The following is a 17,782-nucleotide window of genomic DNA, read 5'->3' as shown; positions in this document are numbered from 1 at the left end:
TAAGTATTAATAAAGAAATATAATAAATGAAAATAGCAATATAAATTAAATAATAAAAAATTAAATAATAAAAAATTAAAAAACTAAAATATTAAAATAATTAGTAAAGGAGAAATTATGGATTTTAAGTTGTTACCTAAAGTTGAGTTACATTGTCATTTAGACGGAAGTGTGAGACCAGAAACTATTATGGATATAGCTAAAAAAGAGAATATTGAAATACCATCGTATAATATTAATGATATTAAGAAGCTGATTATTGCACCTCTAGAGTGTAAGTCCTTGGAGGAGTATTTATCTAGGTTTCAAATACCTATTATGGTAATGCAGTCTAAAGAAAGCTTAAGAAGAGTTGCCTATGAACTTTTTGAAGACGCTGCTGAAGAAAACATAAAGTACTTGGAGGTAAGATTTGCACCCTTGCAGCATGTCAATAAAGGACTTACCACCAATGATGTTATTGAAAGCGTACTAGAAGGTATTAAGGCTGCTGAAGAATTATATAATATCAAGGGAAATATTATTTTATCTTTTTTAAAGAATGTTCCTGAGGAAACAATATTTGAAGTCATAGAAGAGGCTACGCAGTTTTTGAATCATGGTGTTGTAGCTGTAGACTTAGCAGGAGCAGAAGATGAAGGATTTTCATTAAGGTTTATAGAGGCAGCTAAAAAGGCAGTGGCTTTAGGATATAAATTAACCATACATGCAGGAGAAAACGGCATTGGGAAAAATGTCTTAGAAGCTATAGAGCTATTAGGGGCAGAAAGAATAGGACATGGAATATATATTAAAAATTGCCCTACAGCCTATGAAATAGTGAAGAGCAAAGGCATAACCCTAGAAGTATGTCCTACTAGCAATGTTCAAACCAAAGCAGTAAAAAGTTTAAAGGAGCATCCTTTCTACGAATTTTTGAAAGATGGTATAAAGGTTACCATGAATACTGACAACAGAACAGTTTCTAATACTACATTAACCAGGGAATTGCAGGAGATAGATAAAGAATTCCACCTAACCATTGAAGATTATAAAAACATCTATCTAAACAGTGTAGAAGCAGCATTTATAGATGAAGAAACTAAAAAAGCTCTTAGGGCAATAATATAATTAATAATAAGAAGTCTTCCTGTATATAAAAAACAATACAGGAAGACTTTTTATGTTAATTTACTAGATGTACTTAAGCATTATGAAATATAATTATATTTAACTTTTACCTTTTAAATGATTAGGGTAAAATTTACATAGATGAATGGATAAATACAGATAATTTTTTTGTGTATTTTAATAAATAACATAAAGATAGCTATGAAAAAAATTAGAATTTACTATTGAATTAGGAGGAAAATACATGGAAGAAAATATTAAATGGTTTATAGAGAAAAGGATAGAAAAAACTATAAACAATTTAAACAAGCATAATATGGAAGGATATTATGTGGAAAACGAAGTGGAATTAATAGAAAAAATAAGAAATCTTATACCTGAAGGTTCTCTCGTGGGAGTAGGAGATTCTGTAACCCTTAAAGAAACTGGAGTACGGGACTTTCTTAGAAATGAACCTTATAATTTTATAGACAAGTACAAAGCAGACATTTCTACGGAAGAAAAAAGAGAAATTTATTTGAAAAATTTTTCTTCTGATACATTTCTATCTGGGTGTAATGCTATTACAGAAAATGGAGAGTTATATAATATAGATGGCAATGGAAGCAGAGTAGCGCCTATAATTTACGGACCCAAACAGGTAATTATTGTAGTTGGTTTTAATAAACTAGTAAGAAATTTGGAGGAAGCAGAAAATAGAGTTAGAAATTATTCGGCACCTATAGATGCTAAAAGACTAGGAAAAGATACTCCTTGCACAAAACTTGGATGCTGTGTGGACTGCAGCAGTCCTAATAGAATTTGTAATGATTTTGTTGTGATTAAGGGACAGTTCATTAAAGGGAGAGTAAAAGTAATAATAGTTAATAAAATCTTGGGATATTAATAAAAGGTGATAGTGAAGTTACAAGGAACAAATTATTGATAATGCTTATAAGCATGCATTTACTCTAATTTTAAAAAGGATATAATAGGAGATTGCACATAGATAAAAGTGTATAATATTAATTATGGTATAATATAGAAAAAGAGGGGGATATATATGTATTATGGAAATAAAATTAAATTAAGGGAGTACAAGAGAGAAGATATTGCTTTAGCTTATAGCTATGTAAATGATATGGAAGTAAAGAGATTACTTGTAACTGATGTTCCTTTCCCTACTATATATGAACAGGAAGAGTCATGGTTTGAAAGCCTCTTAAAGGAAAAGAATAATTATAATTTCGCTATAGAAGATTTGGAAACGGGAAGCTATATAGGTGGATGTGGTATTAATAACTTAGATTGGCTAAATAGGGTTGCTACTATAGGGATAATGATCGGAGATAAGCGCTATTGGGGAAAAGGCTATGGAACTGATGCAATTAAGGTTTTGAATAAGTTCATTTTTCAGCAGATGAATATAAATAAAATAAAATTAAACGTATTTTCTTTTAATGAAAGAGCAAGAAAATGTTATGAGAAATGCGGTTTCCAGGTAGAAGGGATATTAAGACAGGAACTTTTTAGAGATGGTGAGTATCATGATGAATATGTTATGGGGTTACTATTAGAGGATTGGAAAAGTAAAGTAAATAGCAAGGAAATATAAAATATTATAAAGCTCTGAGTGAATTGAAACCAGGCTTGTTCATTTGAGTGGACAAGCCTGGTTTTATTAATGAATAATGGGGGCAATTTAAGTTTTACAAGGGTAATTTGTATTTAGTAGGCTTTATATTATCTAATATTATTTGATGTATTTCTTTGCATACACTATCAAAGGTGCTTTTAAGGTTGCAGCTCATATCTAGTCCAAATTCGAACTTTTCACCTTCTATTCCTAGAACTATACCTTTGATATTGTTATAGAAGGCTAATAAATTGAAAAGGCTGAATCCATGTTGAGAATAACTTATATGTGCCTTTGGACTTTTAAGGAATAGCTCTATGGGATAGGCTGTAATGGTGCCAGCAGCTACTCCAAAGCAAGTAGCATCAATAATAATTATATAGTCTCCTGGATTAATGTTTTTAAGGCAATATTGAAAATCTGTTTCTCCTATTATTACTTCAATTTCGCTGTTATCCAATTGACTCTTTAGATATTCTGCAGTATGAAGAGCCACACCATCATCTTTCATAAGTCTATTGCCTATAGCAATAATCTTAGTACTCATATGAATATCTCCAAGGGAGGCATTCTATCTGTAATTACGTGGGTGGCGCAGGAGATGCAAGGATCGAAGGATCTTACTATTCTCCCTATTTCTACGGGTTTACTGATATTTTGAATCTCTGTACCTATTAAAGCCTTTTCTATTACCCCTTTTATCCCTTCTGAATCTGTGGGGGAGCAGTTCCATACACTGGGAGTAACTATGTTATAGTTACTTATTTTTTTATCTTCAATAGATATCCAATGCCCTAAAGCACCGCGGGTAGTGTCTGTAACACCAACACCAAAAGCTCTGTTAGGTATTTCATATATGTCTTGGTTTATATCTTCATAAGCTGTTTCTTCTAGTAAATCTTCAAGGGTTTCTATTACTTTTTTAGCTTCTAATACCCTGGCTATGGTTCTATCCATCATAGATACTTGGTTTTCATAGTTTTTACTTAAGATCATTCTAGCCAAAGGCCCTACTTCCATGGCATAACCTTCATATCTTGGAGCCTTAACAAAGGTATATCCTTGAGGGTTATCCATATCAGCAACGGTGTTTTCGAGCTGCATATCCTTTTGAAGAGTTTCCCCTTGATACCAGGAGTTATAAATATTTTCTGTAATTTTTTCAATATGAAATTTATTCAATTCTCCATTAATTAATGTACTGGGAGAAACATAGTACACAGATTTTTTTAAATAACTATCAAATAATCCATAACTCATAAGATTGCCATAACCAGCTCCTATCTTAAAATAATCGTTGTAATATTTTGATATGGTATAAACATCCTCAATCATATGGTTTACTATGAAATCCTTTATTTTATCTATTATAGACTTTATTTCAATGTATTTTGATGAGTTGAGCTTTTCAGTAACTCCGCCTACAAATATACCGTGATTATGAGGAGCCTTTCCACCTAATATTGCTAAGGCCTCATGGGCGAGCATGCTATATTCCACCGCCATTAAATAGTGAGAAGATATAGTCTTATTGAGCTTATCTGGAAGTCTCAGATCGTAATTACCCTGGGAGTATACAGGTTGAATATCTGGAGTTACTATAAAATCTGGGAGAGTGTATAAATAAAAGTGACGTAGATGATTTTGTATAAACTCCAGTCCGTGAATAATATCTCTAATCCTGAGGTCATTTTCCTTGGGTGTTACTTTAAAGGCGTCTTCCAAGGCCAAGCTAGAGGTAACGGAATGGGCAGTAGAACATATTCCGCAAATTCTTTCTGTAAAATATATAGCGTCCAAGGGAGATCTTCCTAAAAGCATCTTTTCAAAACCTCTAAAAAGCAACCCGCTGCTCTTTGCATCTACTACCTTATGATTTTCTATCTCCACGTCAATTTGCAAAAACCCGCTGATTCTGGTTATGGGGTTTATAGAAATAGTTGTACTCATATACCACCTCTTAATAATTAATAGTAATGAAGGCAAATACCACAGAAGTCATAGCTGAACATATTACAAACTCTTAAAGCTTAATAGTTAACGAAGGGTTCCATGCCATCAGGAAAGTAAGCTTGAGCACAGCCTATGCAAGGAGTATTACTACCAATAGGCCAATTTACGTGTCCATTCCATTGACCTATTGGACAATCTGTACGGGTAACAGGGCCTCTGCAGCCAAGTTTAAACATGCAGCTTTCCTCTCCCAATTTAGTAGCAAATATACCTTTATCAAAAAAAGATCTTCGGGTACATCTATCATGGATGGTGGTGCCATAAAATAGTATAGGCCTATTTAAGTTATCAAGCTCTGGTGTTCCTTTTGTTATTATATGAGCCAATGTACCTATTAGCCACCTGGGATTACATGGACATCCAGGAAGATTTATAACTTTTCTGCTCAGCACTTTACTCACATCTACACATTCAGCAGGGTTAGGGCGGGCAGCAGAAATACCACCATGAGAAGCGCATGTCCCCACAGCTAAAACATATTTTGCTCTACTGCCAGCCATTAAAATCGCATCTAAAGCGGTTATATCTTGTCCGTTATGCCTTGCTATGATGTTATATCTTCCTTTATTTTTTAAAGCTACAGCACCATCCACCATTAAAATAAATTCTGTGTCTAAAGTTTTCATAAACTCATTAAAAGCGTCTTGCCCCTCCTTTGCCATGATGCTGTTATTATAGGTTAGGTTTACCATTCTATTTAGCATATAGATTATATCTGGATCTTTTGCATCTAAAAGTGAAATAATATTTCCTGAGCAGCCGGTAGCTTCAATCCAAAGGGCGTTTATCTTTTTCTTTTTAGAAGATTTAATGCTTTCTAGTGCCTCATCTACCATAGTCATAGCCATATGATTATTTTTTTGTATTAATGGGCAGGAAATTATATTTTCCAAAGGCTACACTCCAATCTTATTAATAAATAATTTTAAGAATGTTAGATTATTAGACTTTAATAAATTTACTAAAGCCATACATATATATGTATTATTTTATTGTAAAGAATAGAACTAAAAATCTTATTAATAGTATTGGTAAGAAATATTTCTGTAGGTTAAGAATTTTATTAATAGAAAAAAATACATTTATAGCCATGTAATATTATGGTACAATGCTATTATATTGAATTTTTTACAATGATATTTAGTAGATATGATATTTAGCAACACTATTTTTTAAGATGGTAACATAGGATATAGTCATTTAGAAATAGTATTAATTAAGGAGAGATATTATGATTCCTATGAGCGTATTTAACATTTCTGAAGAATATTACATTTATGAGGCTGATGCCGAGGATTGGGCTAGGCATCATGCAATTTATAGGTTAAGCAGCTTTAATGAATGGATGCCTTTAAGCCTTCAAGGGGAAATTCAGCGTTATAATAAAAGTAATTTTTCTTATTGGATAGTAAAAGATAATAAAAGAATTGGCGGAGCACTTATAAAATCAAATACCATTAAATGCATATTTACTATACCGCCCTTTGATAACTATGAAGAGTTAATTAAGGCATTGGTGGATTATGTTAAGTCCAGGAGTGATGGTGGACAAGAGATTATAGTTCCAGATGCTAATTTATCCATGAGAGAGGCTTATGAACATAGTGGATTTAAGCTCAGTAGAATAGAGAAGTTAATGGTGTGCGCCACCAATAAATATCCTGTGTATTGGGATGAAAAATATAAAGTCGTTATTCCAGAAAAACAGCATTTTGAAGATATGGCTAAGCTTTATTATGAAACTTATAGTAGAAGTAAGGTAGAATATATTGCCTCTCAAACCTATGATTTTCAATTGAATAGCGTAGACATTTACTTTAAACATAAAGAGGATTTAAAGGTTCCTGATTATTGGTCTGCATTAGTTTATGATAAATCCAGTAATAAGTTAATAGCAGCATGTACTGTGGGCTTAGTGAATGAATTGCCCTATATCCTAGATATGGTGGTAGATTATGGTTATCAAAGAAAAGGAATAGCATCTAATTTGATTAAAAGAGTACTAAATTTAACTCATAACAATTACCCAGCATTAAGATTAAATGTTACTGTAGGAAATGATGCTGAAGAATTTTATAAAAAGTTAGGATTTACTTCCCTGGCGGAAAAGGGACTCATGATTAAAGTACCATAGGGTTAAGAGACCTTATGGTACTTTTCTAATTATCTTGATATTCTTATTTTTTATGCATACTCATAAATGGCAGTAATTTTAGCAGTTATAGTGATTTGACCTGGAAGCACTGGAGTTTCAGCGGAGGCTTTTATCATTGAATATTCATTTATGGGTACTACAGGACTTTCTTCAGTGACTTTTATAGGAGTTTTAATCAATTGAACCATTAATGTATTTGCTATAGTAAGAGCTTTGTTTTCTGCATTTTTAACAGCTAACCTTAAAGCTTCATTGTAAAAAGCAGAAGGATTCTCCACAGTAAAGGTTATGTTATCTATTCTGTTAGCTCCACTTTTTACAGTGCTGTCTATTATTGCCCCTATGTCATTCAGACTTTTAACTTTAACAGTAAGCATATTTGTTACCCTATAACCTCTAAAAATTTGAGTTCCATCCTTATAGTCATATCTTGGCTCAATATTATAGAAGGATGTCTGTATATTCTCTCTAGGGATATTAAAAGACAATAATGAGTTTACTACTTTGGTGGTAGTGGCTGCATTTTCTTGCTGTACCTCCTGGAGATTTGAGCCTTCGGTTACAACTCCAATATTTATAATAGCTGTATCTGGTATTACTGGAACAGTTCCACTTCCTACAACTGTTATCTTTCCTTCCTCCTCCTTAACCTTCATAGCTCCATAATTGCAAAAGGGGTAATTCATCATAATAATTATCCTTTCATATATTGATATGTAAATTCCTGTCTCTACCCCTGGGGTGCACCCATTTTATGGGAGCACCCCAGGGGTAGAGACAAAAAATGGATATTTGTTATTATAAGATATCAAGCTCTATCAGAGTCTCCATATATTATATGAGTTAATTCCTTTTATGCTATAAATGCATTAAAATAAATCAAGTTATTTAGTTTATTTTAATAAGCCTTGTAGGAATTTACTTCCTAGTACAAAATGTATTAAATAACAATTATAAAATGATTAAGTAAGCATAAAAATCATGACGCATAAATCAAATTTAAAACGGTGCAATTAAAAGGAGTTAAAATATATTTATATTTGCTAAGGGGGAAGAGGAATATGAATGTGGAAATAAGAGGTGTGGAGTTACAGGATGCAGAAGAGATATATAACATAAGGCAAATGAAAGGGGTTATGGAAAATATACTTTCTTATCCAGAAGAGCCTAAATAGAACTTTATGTATTTTATGAAAACGCAAGAGCGCGGAATCTTTATAAAAAGTTTGGATTTCAAGAAGAGGGTATTTTAAAATGTTCAGCTTTAAGAAATGGACAATATAGTGATGAAATACTTATGGCTAAGGTCAATTAATAATCTTATGAAGCAGATAAAGAGGTCATGAAGAAGTAAAATATTAATTACTAGAGATAATTAATAATGAGAAGAGGGGATATAAGTGAATAATAAGGATATATTAAAAAATTCTAATAATGGTAGTGATGAATCAAAGGAGATATTCTTAAATAATATGGAAGAATATGAGGATCCAGATTTATATGATAGTGAAAATGAAATGTATAAAGATGACTTGGGGCTAATATTAGAATGGGCTGAAAAAACTAAAGGTAAAATTATAGAATTGGCCTGTGGTACAGGAAGGATAGCGCTGGAGCTGGCTGAAAGAGGAATGGAAGTAGTTGGCGTTGACTTAAATAAGCAAATGCTCAAAAAAGCTGAAGAGAAAGCTAAGGGAAGAAATCTTTATGTTCAATGGATACTTCAGGATTGTACAGAATTAAATTTAAATATAAAGAGTACATTCATATATATGGTAGGAAATTCTTTTCAGCATTTTCTTACAAATGAATCTCAGGATAAACTATTTGAGTCCGTAAGTAATTATTTAGATATAAATGGAATTTTCATATTTGATACTAGATTCCCTTCTTTAGAAGAGTTGCTTCAGCCTGAGAAGGAAGAGTACTGGAAGTCATATATAGATGAAAAAAATAGAAAAGTTGATCTCTATACTTTAAGTAGTTATGATGCACTAAATCAGATTCAGCATTATAAAACTATAAGAATATATAATGAAGATACGTTTAAAGAAAAAAGCCAAGAAACTAATATTTCATTGAGATATGTATACCCCCAGGAAATGAGAAGGGTTTTACAGCAGTATGGTTTTGAGATACTGAATATATATGGATACTGGGATAAGCGTGAACTTACTCCCAAGAGTAGTAGTATGATAGTGGTGTGCAAGAAAGTGTAAATGAAAGCATTATGTTTTAATAATTAGAAATCCATAAGATGTGTAAAAGGTACTTTACAGGGTAGGACTATAAAAAGTCTACATTAAGGTACATTTTATTTATACATCTTATGGATTTTTGCTTTTTAGATAAAATTTAGCATAGAGGTAAATATTTCTATGATATACCTTGACAGGCGAGGTATATAAGAATAATATATACATATAGAGATGAATTATATATTATACATTAAGAATATAATAGAAAAGGAGGAGGTTTAGTGCCTATTACTTCAGATATACTTCGGGGTCATACTGAAACAATTATACTCTCTCACCTTATTAAAAAAGATAGTTATGGCTATGAAATTAACAAATCCATTCAAGAGAAAACAGATAATCAATATGAGCTTAAAGAAGCTACATTATATACTGCTTTTAGAAGATTAGAGCAAGCAGGTTTAATAACCTCATATTGGGGGGATGAAACTACAGGGGCACGAAGGCGATATTATGCTATAACGGATTTAGGTCGTTCTGCTTATTTACAAAATAAAGCGGATTGGGAAAATGCTAAGAATTTAATAGATAAATTAATATAATGGAGGAATATGAATGATAGATAAATTAAGATTATATGTGGAAAAGCTTTTTGAAGGAGCTCCTAAAACAAGAAAGGCATATGAACTTAAGGAGGAACTTTTAGCAAACCTTATAGATAAATATAATGATCTTATTGCCTCTGGACAAAATGAAAGTGAAGCATATACCGTTGCTATTGCAAGCATAGGTGATGTGGATGAGCTAATAGCTGGGTTAAAAGAAAGCAATGTTTTTGATGCAAACTATATGCAAAAAGAGAGAAAAAAATCTGCCCTTTTAGTTTCTGTAGCAGTTATGATGTATATATTAAGCCCAATAGCATTAATAGTGTCAGAAGAATCAGGTGAAGAATCAGTTTTATCTCTATTAGTAATGTTTGTTATGGTGGCTATAGCTACAGGACTCTTAATATACAACGGGATGACAAGACCCAGGTATAATAAGCAGGATGATACTATAGTGGAAGAATTTAAAGAATGGAAATCAGAAAATACCAGACAGAATCAAATGAAAAAATCTGTAATCTCTGCCTTTTGGTCTATAGTAGTTGCCATATATTTTATAGTTAGTTTCGGATTTGGTATTTGGGCTTATTCATGGATAATCTTTATAATAGGTGCAGCTATTAAACAGGTTATTGTAGCTTATTTTGATATAAAGGGGTCAGATAAATGAATAAAAAGTTATCTGTTTTAAAATTAATTATCTGGTCTGTGGTAGCCATTTATCTTACAGGATTATTAATATATTGGACTACATCAGGCAATGGGAGAATAAGCATGTGGAGCGTAATAAAGCAGGATAGTGCTGATATGACAGTGGTAAGTGAGCATAATGTACCTTTAGAAGGGATTAAAAACATTAATTTACAATTTAGAAGTGAAAATATCATCATTAAAGAAACAGATGAAAAAGATATAAAAATAGTTCAACTGGCCTTAGATAAATTAGATAAAGACGAACTGATAACGGTAAACAACACCAGTGGAAACTTAGAAGTAAAGCATGGGAAGTTAAGGCCAAGAATCATCTTCTTTGGATTTGGTTTTACACCACAAAATATAGAAGTGTATATTCCTAAAAACTATAATAATGACTTATTTATAACTTCTAGCTCTGGCAGCAATAAAATTTATAACCAAACCCTAAGAAATTTAACTATAAAGCAAACCTCAGGCAGTACTAAAATGGAAGAGGTTAAAGCGCAGAACATTAAAGTGGACCTTACCAGCGGCAGTTTTAAAGGGGACAATATCATAGGAGAAACCCTTGATTCTAAGCAAACTTCAGGGAGCATCAAATTAAATGGTGAATTTAATAATATTAACCTTCGCACCACCAGCGGCTCCTCAACCTTAGAATGTAATAAGATGCCAGAAAAAATAAATGCAGAAATGACTTCAGGAAGCAGCAAAATATATATTCCAGAGAATGATGGCTTTAAATTACAGTATAATAAGACCTCTGGAAGTATTAGGAGTGATTTTGACCTTACCGGTTTTGATTCACAAAATAGAAGCGGAAATGTAAGTTACAAGAATGGAAGCAGTGAATTTTATATTAAGATTACTTCAGGTTCAGCAAAAATATATAAGAAGTAATTGGTTGGAAATTAATGTAACCGCCCCTGGGGTGATTCCTTTTTATGGAATCACCCCAGGGGTGATTACATATTTTTACATATTCTTATTTATCATGATATAGGATTTAATGTACGCTTTAAGAATTCTCGAGTACGTTCTTGGGTTGGATTGTTGAAGATTTGCTGAGGGGTTCCTTCCTCGGCAATAACCCCTTTGTCCATAAATACCACACGGTGAGATACTTCCTTTGCAAAGGACATTTCATGAGTCACCACTAGCATGGTAAGCCCTGATTTAGCTAGGTCTTGCATAACTTTAAGAACTTCTCCAACCATTTCTGGGTCCAGGGCTGAGGTGGGCTCATCAAAGAGCATCACATCTGGTTCCATGGAAAGTGCTCTGGCAATGGCCACACGTTGTTTTTGACCGCCGGATAGCTGCTTAGGTTTTGCATTAATATATTGTTCCATTCCCACGATTTTTAGGTATTTCATAGCAACTTTTTCAGCTTCTGCTTTGGACCTTTTTAAAACTTTCATTTGTCCCACAACACAATTACTTAAAACATCGTGATTATTAAATAGATTAAATTGCTGAAAAACCATTCCTAATTTTGTGCGGTATGAGTATATATCATGTTTGTCATCTAAAATATTTTCCCCATTATAAATAATTTCGCCACCACTGGGTTTTTCTAAAAGGTTAATGCAACGAAGAAGGGTGGATTTTCCAGATCCGGAGGAACCGATTATGGAAACTACTTCTCCTTTGTTTACTGAAAAATCAATGTCTTTTAGCACTTCATGAGTTCCAAAGGCTTTGCTTAAGTGTTGAACCTCAATTACTTTTTCCATTTCTTATCCCTCCTCATTTAATATACTTTTTCTTTGCGCAGGATATCCTCAGGTGTTGCTACCTGCATTTGGTTAGCATACATTATATAATCTTTAGGACCATCTAATCTCTTTTCGATATAACGTAAAACTCTTGTTACTGTAAAAGTCATTACGAAATATAGCACACAGGCAACAAAGAAGGATTCGAAATATCTGAAGTTATTTCCTGCTACAGACTTTGTCTGGAAGTATAATTCTGTTACAGAAATTACGTTAAGTACTGATGTATCCTTTATGTTTATAACAAATTCATTACCTGTAGCTGGCAATATGTTGCGAATGGCTTGTGGTAATATAACATTTAGCATAGTTTGAAAATGATTCATTCCTATAGCCTCAGCAGCTTCAAATTGCCCCTTATCTATGGATACTATACCTCCACGAACAATTTCTGACATATAAGCTCCAGTATTTATTGAAACTATAAATATGGCGGCAAATAATTTATTCATATCTATACCAAAAGCTAAGGCAGAGCCATAATAAATTACCATGGCCTGTACAATCATTGGTGTTCCACGTAATATCTCTATATAAACAAGAAGTATAGCATTTACAATTTTAAGAAGTATTCTCTTAAATCCTCTTTCTGGCATAGGAATGGTTCTTATAACACCCACTACTAGACCAATTAAAAAGCCTATAATAGTACCTAGAATAGAAATTAATAGTGTCATACCTGCCCCACGAAGGAACATTTGCCAGTTGCTTGAAACGATTTTTACTATCCACTGAAAGTTCATGATTTTCCTCCTTTAATGAAACCCGATGTATAAAGACAGGTTGGGTTTTTCAAAACTACTGTGCTGCAGGTTGATTCTTAATAGCGTTATCCATAATAGTGCTACGTTGTTCTTCTGATATACCTGATAAAATTTTATTGATTTTTTCTGTTAAATTGCTACCTTTTGCTACACCCACAGCTATGGAGGTATCTTCCTCAGAGGTAGTAAATCCATCTTTTAGTTCTATCATTTTAAAGTTGCTGTTAGCTTCTTGAGAGCTAATTCCTTCAGGACGCTCTGATACATAAGCATCAATTACACCAGATTCTAGTGCCACTCTCATGGCAGGGAAATTATCCATGGCTGTTTGCTTATTTACTACTGGAATTTGATCTATTACGGAATAGTGGAAGGTATTTAATTGTGCAGTTACTTTTGCTCCATTAAAATCTTGAAGAGAAGCAGCTCCATCATATTTTCCACCTTTTTTAACCACCATTACTAAATTTGATTTGTAGTAGTTATCTGAAAAGTCTATTGTCTTTTTACGTTCAGATGTAGGTGACATACCTGCGATAATAGCATCTATTTTACCTGATGTTACCGCTGGTACAAGACCATCCCATTCAGTTTTCACAATAACAAGTTTTTTACCTAAACCTTCAGCTATTTTTTTTGCAATTTCTATATCATAACCACCGGCATATTCTGAACTACCCTCTATTTTAACAGCACCATTGGAACTATCCTTTTGAGTCCAGTTAAAGGGTGCATATCCAGCTTCTAATCCTACTTTAAAGGTATCTTCCTTTGAAGTCTTTGCATTATCACCTTTTCCACATGCTGAAAATAACATTGCACTTGATAAAACCATTGATAATAGTATTGCTACTTTTTTTCTCATAATTAATTTTCCTCCTTTAGTCTTAAGTTAATATGATATTTTATACAATTGTACAATTTGCTATTCACTATAAGGGATTTTTTCATTTTTAGGTTTTTTGGCAAATAAAAAAAACCTAAGGCAAGCCAAGGTTTTAAAATAGTAATTAAACCAATACCTCTTCTTCCCCAAATGAGATAGCACAACTCAATAAACCGGGACGTTTATTGAGACAGTCCTGCAGCTCTTAACTGCAGACCCAGCAAATAATACTGAGAATATTATAAGCTTCGGCGACATTTCCTTCTCCCTAGTATCACAGTTTCTCAAACTCCTCTAAGGACTGTTAAATATCGCGCCTCTACCTCACTAGTAAAAGTGAGGTCTTATTAAATTGTTAAATCTAATCTACAACAAGAAAATATATTTGTCAAGCTTGTTTCAAAAAAAGTTGCTAATGTGGACATGGATTATGTTAATATAATAGATGAATATACTAGAATTATCAGCGATGTAAAGCATTAAAAAAAATTATTAAATATTTATACGGAGGCATCAATGTTATTTAAAGTATTAAGCATGGTAGCAGATAAATTAAACAAAGAAAATATTACCTGGGGAATAGGAGCTTCTGTAATGCTCCATCATTATGGACTAGTATCTATGCCTAATGATATTGATATATTGGTAGAGATAAAAGATATTGAGAAAGTAGATAGTATCTTAAAGGAAATGGGGGAAAAGAAACCCTTAAATCCCATTAAAACATACTCCACAAAATATTTTTACGAATACGAGCTTCAAGGTGTGGACATAGATGTTATGGCAGGATTAACAATAAATCATGAGGAAGGAAGGTATGAATATGCTTTTCATAAAGATTCCCTAGTTTTTGCAAAGGGAAATGACATTGGTAATGATCCTAGTGGAGAATTTAACCTAGACTATATTACACTTCCTTTTACCACCTTGGAAGATTGGTATGTTATATACCAGCTGATTCCTGGCAGAGAAAATAAAGTGCAACTTATAGAAGATTACCTAAAAGCAAAAGGAACGTGTAGGGTGGACATCTTAAAAAGAACTTTAAACCAGCCGCTGCCTTATAAGGTGGAAAAAAGAATAAAAGCTTTTATGATGTTATAATTTTTGTGAATGAAATGTAAATAAATGTAACTACCCCAGAGGCGCTCCCATTTTATGGGGGCACCCCTGGGGTGGTTACATATTATGTAAAATGCATTGAAAGAAGGAAATCTCATTTAAAATTGAAAAGTGAGATTTTTTTATTTTTTTGTATACATTTTACCAATTCGTTTGTCTTATTAGTAGAATGAGTTTTAATAGGCTAGCATAAAAGATGTTTCCATAGAGTACTAGAGGTGTTTTAGGTTTTCTTGATATTAATAATGCTATTAAAAAAAGGATATCTTAGGTAAAAGGTTTGACATTAGCTTTTATATGTGAGGTTAAAATGGACAATGAAATTTTACTAAAATTGTATAAGAGTCAGGGAAAAATTATTTTTGGCTATTTAATTAAATGCGGATGCAGCAAGGAAGAAGCAGAGGATATAGTTCAAGATAGTTTTGTGAAAGCAATTGAATATATGGATGGAATTTCATCAGAAAAACTGAGTTCTTGGCTTTTTACTGTAGCTCTTAACAACTTTAGAAACAGTAAAAAGAGAGAGAATAGGATAAGACAAGTAAATATTGATGAAAATCATTTTTTAGAAAATCTATCTAATGATGTAGATATCTTAGAATTTATGCTATCAAAAGAAAACTCTAAAGAAATAAGATCATGTTTAGAAAGCCTAAAAGATGAATATAGAACGCTCTTAATATTTAAATATGATATGGAGCTTAGCTATAAGGAGATATCAAGACTTATTGGTATATCAGAAGATACTATTAAAACCTATTTATACAGAGCAAGAAATGAATTTAAAAGGAATTGGAGGGATATTTATGAATAATTTGGATGATATGTTCAATGACAGTAAATTAGAGAAAGCTCTTAAAAAAGCTAAAAGAAAATCTAGTATTAAAATTATATTAATATCTATGCTTGTGGCTGTATTTGTGGTGGTAACAGGCATTACAGCTAATAATAAAATTACTAACAAAATGGCATTTAAAAAATCTAATGAAATAAATAATTTGGTAGAATTATCTATACCCAATGGATATGTTAGCAGAATGTTTTTAAACATAGGATTCATGGGAGGGGATGGAACCTACAGAATATCTAAAAGAATTGGTAATAAATCAGTAATATTAGAAGATAAGGTTATGGTTTTTGGAAAGTTCCCTAGGAACATCTTTACAGTGTACGCAAATGGTTTTAGAAATTTAGGTAAATGGCCAAATGATAATTGGGAGTATGGTTATAGAAAAATGATGTTTTTTCATCCTGAGATTCAATATAAAGAATACAGAAATGATTGGGAGCTATTTGATAAGCTTCCAGATGATAAAATAATAGAGGTAGGGGTCTCATTAGATAAAGCTTATAAGCCACTGGAAGTATTTGATATGCTTCCTAAAGTTAATGAAGCTTGGTATTGGATAGATGCTTTCAAAGAAGATGAGATTAGTGAGTATAAAAAAATGGTTAAGGATTATGACTCTAGTGCATGCTTTATTAGAGAAGACGAAATATTAACAATAAGGGTAAACTATTCTTCCTACGACTTTAAGTTTAATTATAAAGAACTTATGCACAATATGAAGGATAGTGGAATTAAAAGATATGAGGATATTTATAATATACAAAAAGCCAAAAACTATGAAGACCCAGGGGATGTACCGGTGCTTGGCTTTATAGTTCAAGGAAATAAGGAACAGCTGAAAGCACTTAAGGACAACCCACACATTAAAGCAATAAGCGTAGGTGTATTTACGGATAAATATTAAGGTTTTGATAAAATGTAAATAAGTGTAACCACACATTTTTTTGACTATTTTAGGTTTTTTTACGTATAATTATATGGTATAGAGAAAAAAATTTTATACTAATTGTTTTTTATACTAATTATTTTTAATTAAGTCAAAATGGGAAATTTAGATAGTTATTTACTATTAAAATACAGCTTATAACTTTAAAAAGATATTAACTTTAATTAAAAGGCAGGGATGATACATGAAAAAAATTATATTACCGATAACTTTATTTATAGCATTAACTTTAGCGGGGTGCGCAACTAAACCTAAAGAATTGCAGGGGAATAACGATATAGCGTCATCACAATCTCAGCAGGATAAAAATAATAATGATAATAATAAAAAATCAGATAATAAAGCTGAAGAAAAGGTTATAGAAAATATTTATATATCAAAGGAAAATAACAGCTCATTAGATAGAAAAGCTATGGCTAATTATATATCAAAGTATGATAAGTCCTGTAAGGATGATTTTGTTGGTAAAAGCGAAGAATTTATCATGGCTAAGCTAGGTATACCAACTTATGAACTTTCTTATACAAGGAAAGGGTCAGAAAGGGATTTTAACAATAAAAGATATATATATATATTAAAGGGAGAAGAGTCTTCAGCGCTATATTTAGTGGTAAAGGATAAAAAGGTTATAGATTATAGAATTGATGAATTTGTTGGCATGAATGAGGATAAGATAATTTCCATATTCCAATGATAATTTTATAATATGATATATGCCTTTTATGAAAAGCATATAAAAGTAAATCCACTATTTAGATTATTGATTTAGTAATCTAAATAGTGGATTTACTTTTTCACCAAATTTCTTATGGAGCAGGTAAAGGGAATCGAACCCTCACGTTCGCCTTGGGAAGGCGACATTCTGCCATTGAATCATACCTGCATGTGGGATTTATTTACATACTATATTGTAGCACTACTTTGTAAAATAAACAAGGGGGAGGCAAATTTTTTAGTGATGTTAATTTTAACTCCTGGGTTAGTACTTGGGGGTAGTACTGGATTTTTATACACTTAAAAACTTTTAGGGGGAATCTG

The 17,782-nt window shown here is 32.1% G+C and carries 19 protein-coding genes, 1 tRNA gene and 1 riboswitch; of the genes, 12 read left to right on the top strand and 8 right to left on the bottom strand.

Translation table 11 applies throughout. From position 1 onward, the window contains the following. Positions 1–117 precede the first annotated feature (117 nt). From add to BUA82_RS15415, 3 genes are all read left to right on the top strand, one after another. Positions 118–1,110: an adenosine deaminase gene (add, locus tag BUA82_RS15425; protein ID WP_073010241.1), complete on the top strand. Its 993-nt coding sequence runs from the start codon at positions 118–120 to the stop codon at positions 1,108–1,110. Positions 1,111–1,354: 244 nt separating this feature from the next. Then, positions 1,355–1,996, top strand: a complete 642-nt coding sequence (locus tag BUA82_RS15420) for a lactate utilization protein (RefSeq protein ID WP_073010238.1) — start codon at positions 1,355–1,357, stop codon at positions 1,994–1,996. 156 nt (positions 1,997–2,152) lie between these two features. Then, complete coding sequence (locus BUA82_RS15415; RefSeq protein WP_073010235.1) at positions 2,153–2,704, top strand: GNAT family N-acetyltransferase; 552 nt, start codon at positions 2,153–2,155, stop codon at positions 2,702–2,704. A 94-nt stretch (positions 2,705–2,798) separates the two neighbouring features. Here BUA82_RS15415 and BUA82_RS15410 read toward each other — a convergent pair whose 3' ends face one another. The 3 genes from BUA82_RS15410 to BUA82_RS15400 all read right to left on the bottom strand — a co-directional run bounded on the left by BUA82_RS15410 (position 2,799) and on the right by BUA82_RS15400 (position 5,586). Continuing rightward, a complete protein-coding gene (locus BUA82_RS15410) occupies positions 2,799–3,272 on the bottom strand; it encodes a hydrogenase maturation protease (RefSeq protein ID WP_073010232.1) in 474 nt (157 codons plus the stop codon). Next, entirely contained in the window at positions 3,269–4,675 is a 1,407-nt protein-coding gene (locus tag BUA82_RS15405; RefSeq protein ID WP_073010229.1) for a nickel-dependent hydrogenase large subunit, read from the bottom strand. Before BUA82_RS15405 ends, BUA82_RS15410 begins: the two co-directional genes overlap by 4 nt. Before the next feature lie 80 nt (positions 4,676–4,755). Continuing rightward, the gene (locus tag BUA82_RS15400) at positions 4,756–5,586 is read right to left on the bottom strand and encodes a hydrogenase small subunit (RefSeq protein ID WP_073010601.1); all 831 of its coding nucleotides are present in this window, start codon (positions 5,584–5,586) and stop codon (positions 4,756–4,758) included. A gap of 383 nt (positions 5,587–5,969) precedes the next feature. Here BUA82_RS15400 and BUA82_RS15395 point away from each other — a divergent pair, with 383 nt between their 5' ends. Continuing rightward, complete coding sequence (locus BUA82_RS15395) at positions 5,970–6,872, top strand: GNAT family N-acetyltransferase (RefSeq protein WP_073010226.1); 903 nt, start codon at positions 5,970–5,972, stop codon at positions 6,870–6,872. Between the two features lie 50 nt (positions 6,873–6,922). Here BUA82_RS15395 and BUA82_RS15390 read toward each other — a convergent pair whose 3' ends face one another. Then, on the bottom strand, positions 6,923–7,549 hold the full coding sequence (locus BUA82_RS15390) for an SIMPL domain-containing protein (RefSeq protein ID WP_178140747.1): 627 nt from the start codon (positions 7,547–7,549) through the stop codon (positions 6,923–6,925). Positions 7,550–8,293: 744 nt separating this feature from the next. On the opposite strand from BUA82_RS15390, the gene BUA82_RS15385 reads away from it, so the two are divergent. The 4 genes from BUA82_RS15385 (at position 8,294) to BUA82_RS15370 (ending at position 11,295) form a co-directional block, all read left to right on the top strand. Further along, complete coding sequence (locus BUA82_RS15385) at positions 8,294–9,112, top strand: class I SAM-dependent methyltransferase (RefSeq protein WP_207650309.1); 819 nt, start codon at positions 8,294–8,296, stop codon at positions 9,110–9,112. A 260-nt stretch (positions 9,113–9,372) separates the two neighbouring features. Then, positions 9,373–9,693, top strand: a complete 321-nt coding sequence (locus BUA82_RS15380; RefSeq protein WP_073010222.1) for a PadR family transcriptional regulator — start codon at positions 9,373–9,375, stop codon at positions 9,691–9,693. Between the two features lie 13 nt (positions 9,694–9,706). Continuing rightward, entirely contained in the window at positions 9,707–10,369 is a 663-nt protein-coding gene (locus tag BUA82_RS15375; RefSeq protein WP_073010219.1) for a permease prefix domain 1-containing protein, read from the top strand. Next, positions 10,366–11,295, top strand: a complete 930-nt coding sequence (locus BUA82_RS15370) for a DUF4097 family beta strand repeat-containing protein (RefSeq protein WP_073010216.1) — start codon at positions 10,366–10,368, stop codon at positions 11,293–11,295. Before BUA82_RS15375 ends, BUA82_RS15370 begins: the two co-directional genes overlap by 4 nt. 92 nt (positions 11,296–11,387) lie before the next feature. Here BUA82_RS15370 and BUA82_RS15365 read toward each other — a convergent pair whose 3' ends face one another. Genes BUA82_RS15365 through BUA82_RS15355 form a run of 3 tightly spaced genes read right to left on the bottom strand, consistent with a single transcriptional unit; the run spans position 11,388 to position 13,802 of the window. Beyond that, positions 11,388–12,131, bottom strand: a complete 744-nt coding sequence (locus tag BUA82_RS15365) for an amino acid ABC transporter ATP-binding protein (protein ID WP_073010213.1) — start codon at positions 12,129–12,131, stop codon at positions 11,388–11,390. 17 nt (positions 12,132–12,148) lie between these two features. Next, positions 12,149–12,916, bottom strand: coding sequence for an amino acid ABC transporter permease (locus BUA82_RS15360; RefSeq protein WP_073010209.1), 768 nt, complete (start codon positions 12,914–12,916; stop codon positions 12,149–12,151). A gap of 55 nt (positions 12,917–12,971) precedes the next feature. Beyond that, positions 12,972–13,802, bottom strand: a complete 831-nt coding sequence (locus BUA82_RS15355; RefSeq protein ID WP_073010206.1) for a transporter substrate-binding domain-containing protein — start codon at positions 13,800–13,802, stop codon at positions 12,972–12,974. 169 nt (positions 13,803–13,971) lie between these two features. Further along, a riboswitch (Lysine riboswitch) is annotated at positions 13,972–14,153 on the bottom strand. Positions 14,154–14,339: 186 nt separating this feature from the next. Here BUA82_RS15355 and BUA82_RS15350 point away from each other — a divergent pair. The 4 genes from BUA82_RS15350 to BUA82_RS15335 all read left to right on the top strand — a co-directional run bounded on the left by BUA82_RS15350 (position 14,340) and on the right by BUA82_RS15335 (position 17,438). Next, positions 14,340–14,927 (top strand): nucleotidyltransferase family protein, encoded by a 588-nt coding sequence (locus BUA82_RS15350; protein ID WP_073010203.1) that lies wholly within the window; start codon positions 14,340–14,342, stop codon positions 14,925–14,927. Between the two features lie 328 nt (positions 14,928–15,255). Then, positions 15,256–15,762: an RNA polymerase sigma factor gene (locus tag BUA82_RS15345; protein ID WP_073010199.1), complete on the top strand. Its 507-nt coding sequence runs from the start codon at positions 15,256–15,258 to the stop codon at positions 15,760–15,762. After that, entirely contained in the window at positions 15,755–16,702 is a 948-nt protein-coding gene (locus BUA82_RS15340) for an anti sigma factor C-terminal domain-containing protein (protein ID WP_073010196.1), read from the top strand. Before BUA82_RS15345 ends, BUA82_RS15340 begins: the two co-directional genes overlap by 8 nt. 226 nt (positions 16,703–16,928) lie before the next feature. After that, positions 16,929–17,438 (top strand): hypothetical protein, encoded by a 510-nt coding sequence (locus tag BUA82_RS15335; protein ID WP_073010192.1) that lies wholly within the window; start codon positions 16,929–16,931, stop codon positions 17,436–17,438. A gap of 115 nt (positions 17,439–17,553) precedes the next feature. Here BUA82_RS15335 and BUA82_RS15330 read toward each other — a convergent pair. Further along, positions 17,554–17,627 (bottom strand) — tRNA-Gly (locus BUA82_RS15330). Positions 17,628–17,782 lie beyond the last annotated feature (155 nt).

This window comes from Clostridium amylolyticum (assembly GCF_900142075.1).
Classification (GTDB): domain Bacteria; phylum Bacillota; class Clostridia; order Clostridiales; family Clostridiaceae; genus Clostridium_AA; species Clostridium_AA amylolyticum.
The sequence above is the reverse complement of the archived record's forward strand: the minus strand, read 5'-3'. Positions and strand labels throughout refer to the sequence as shown.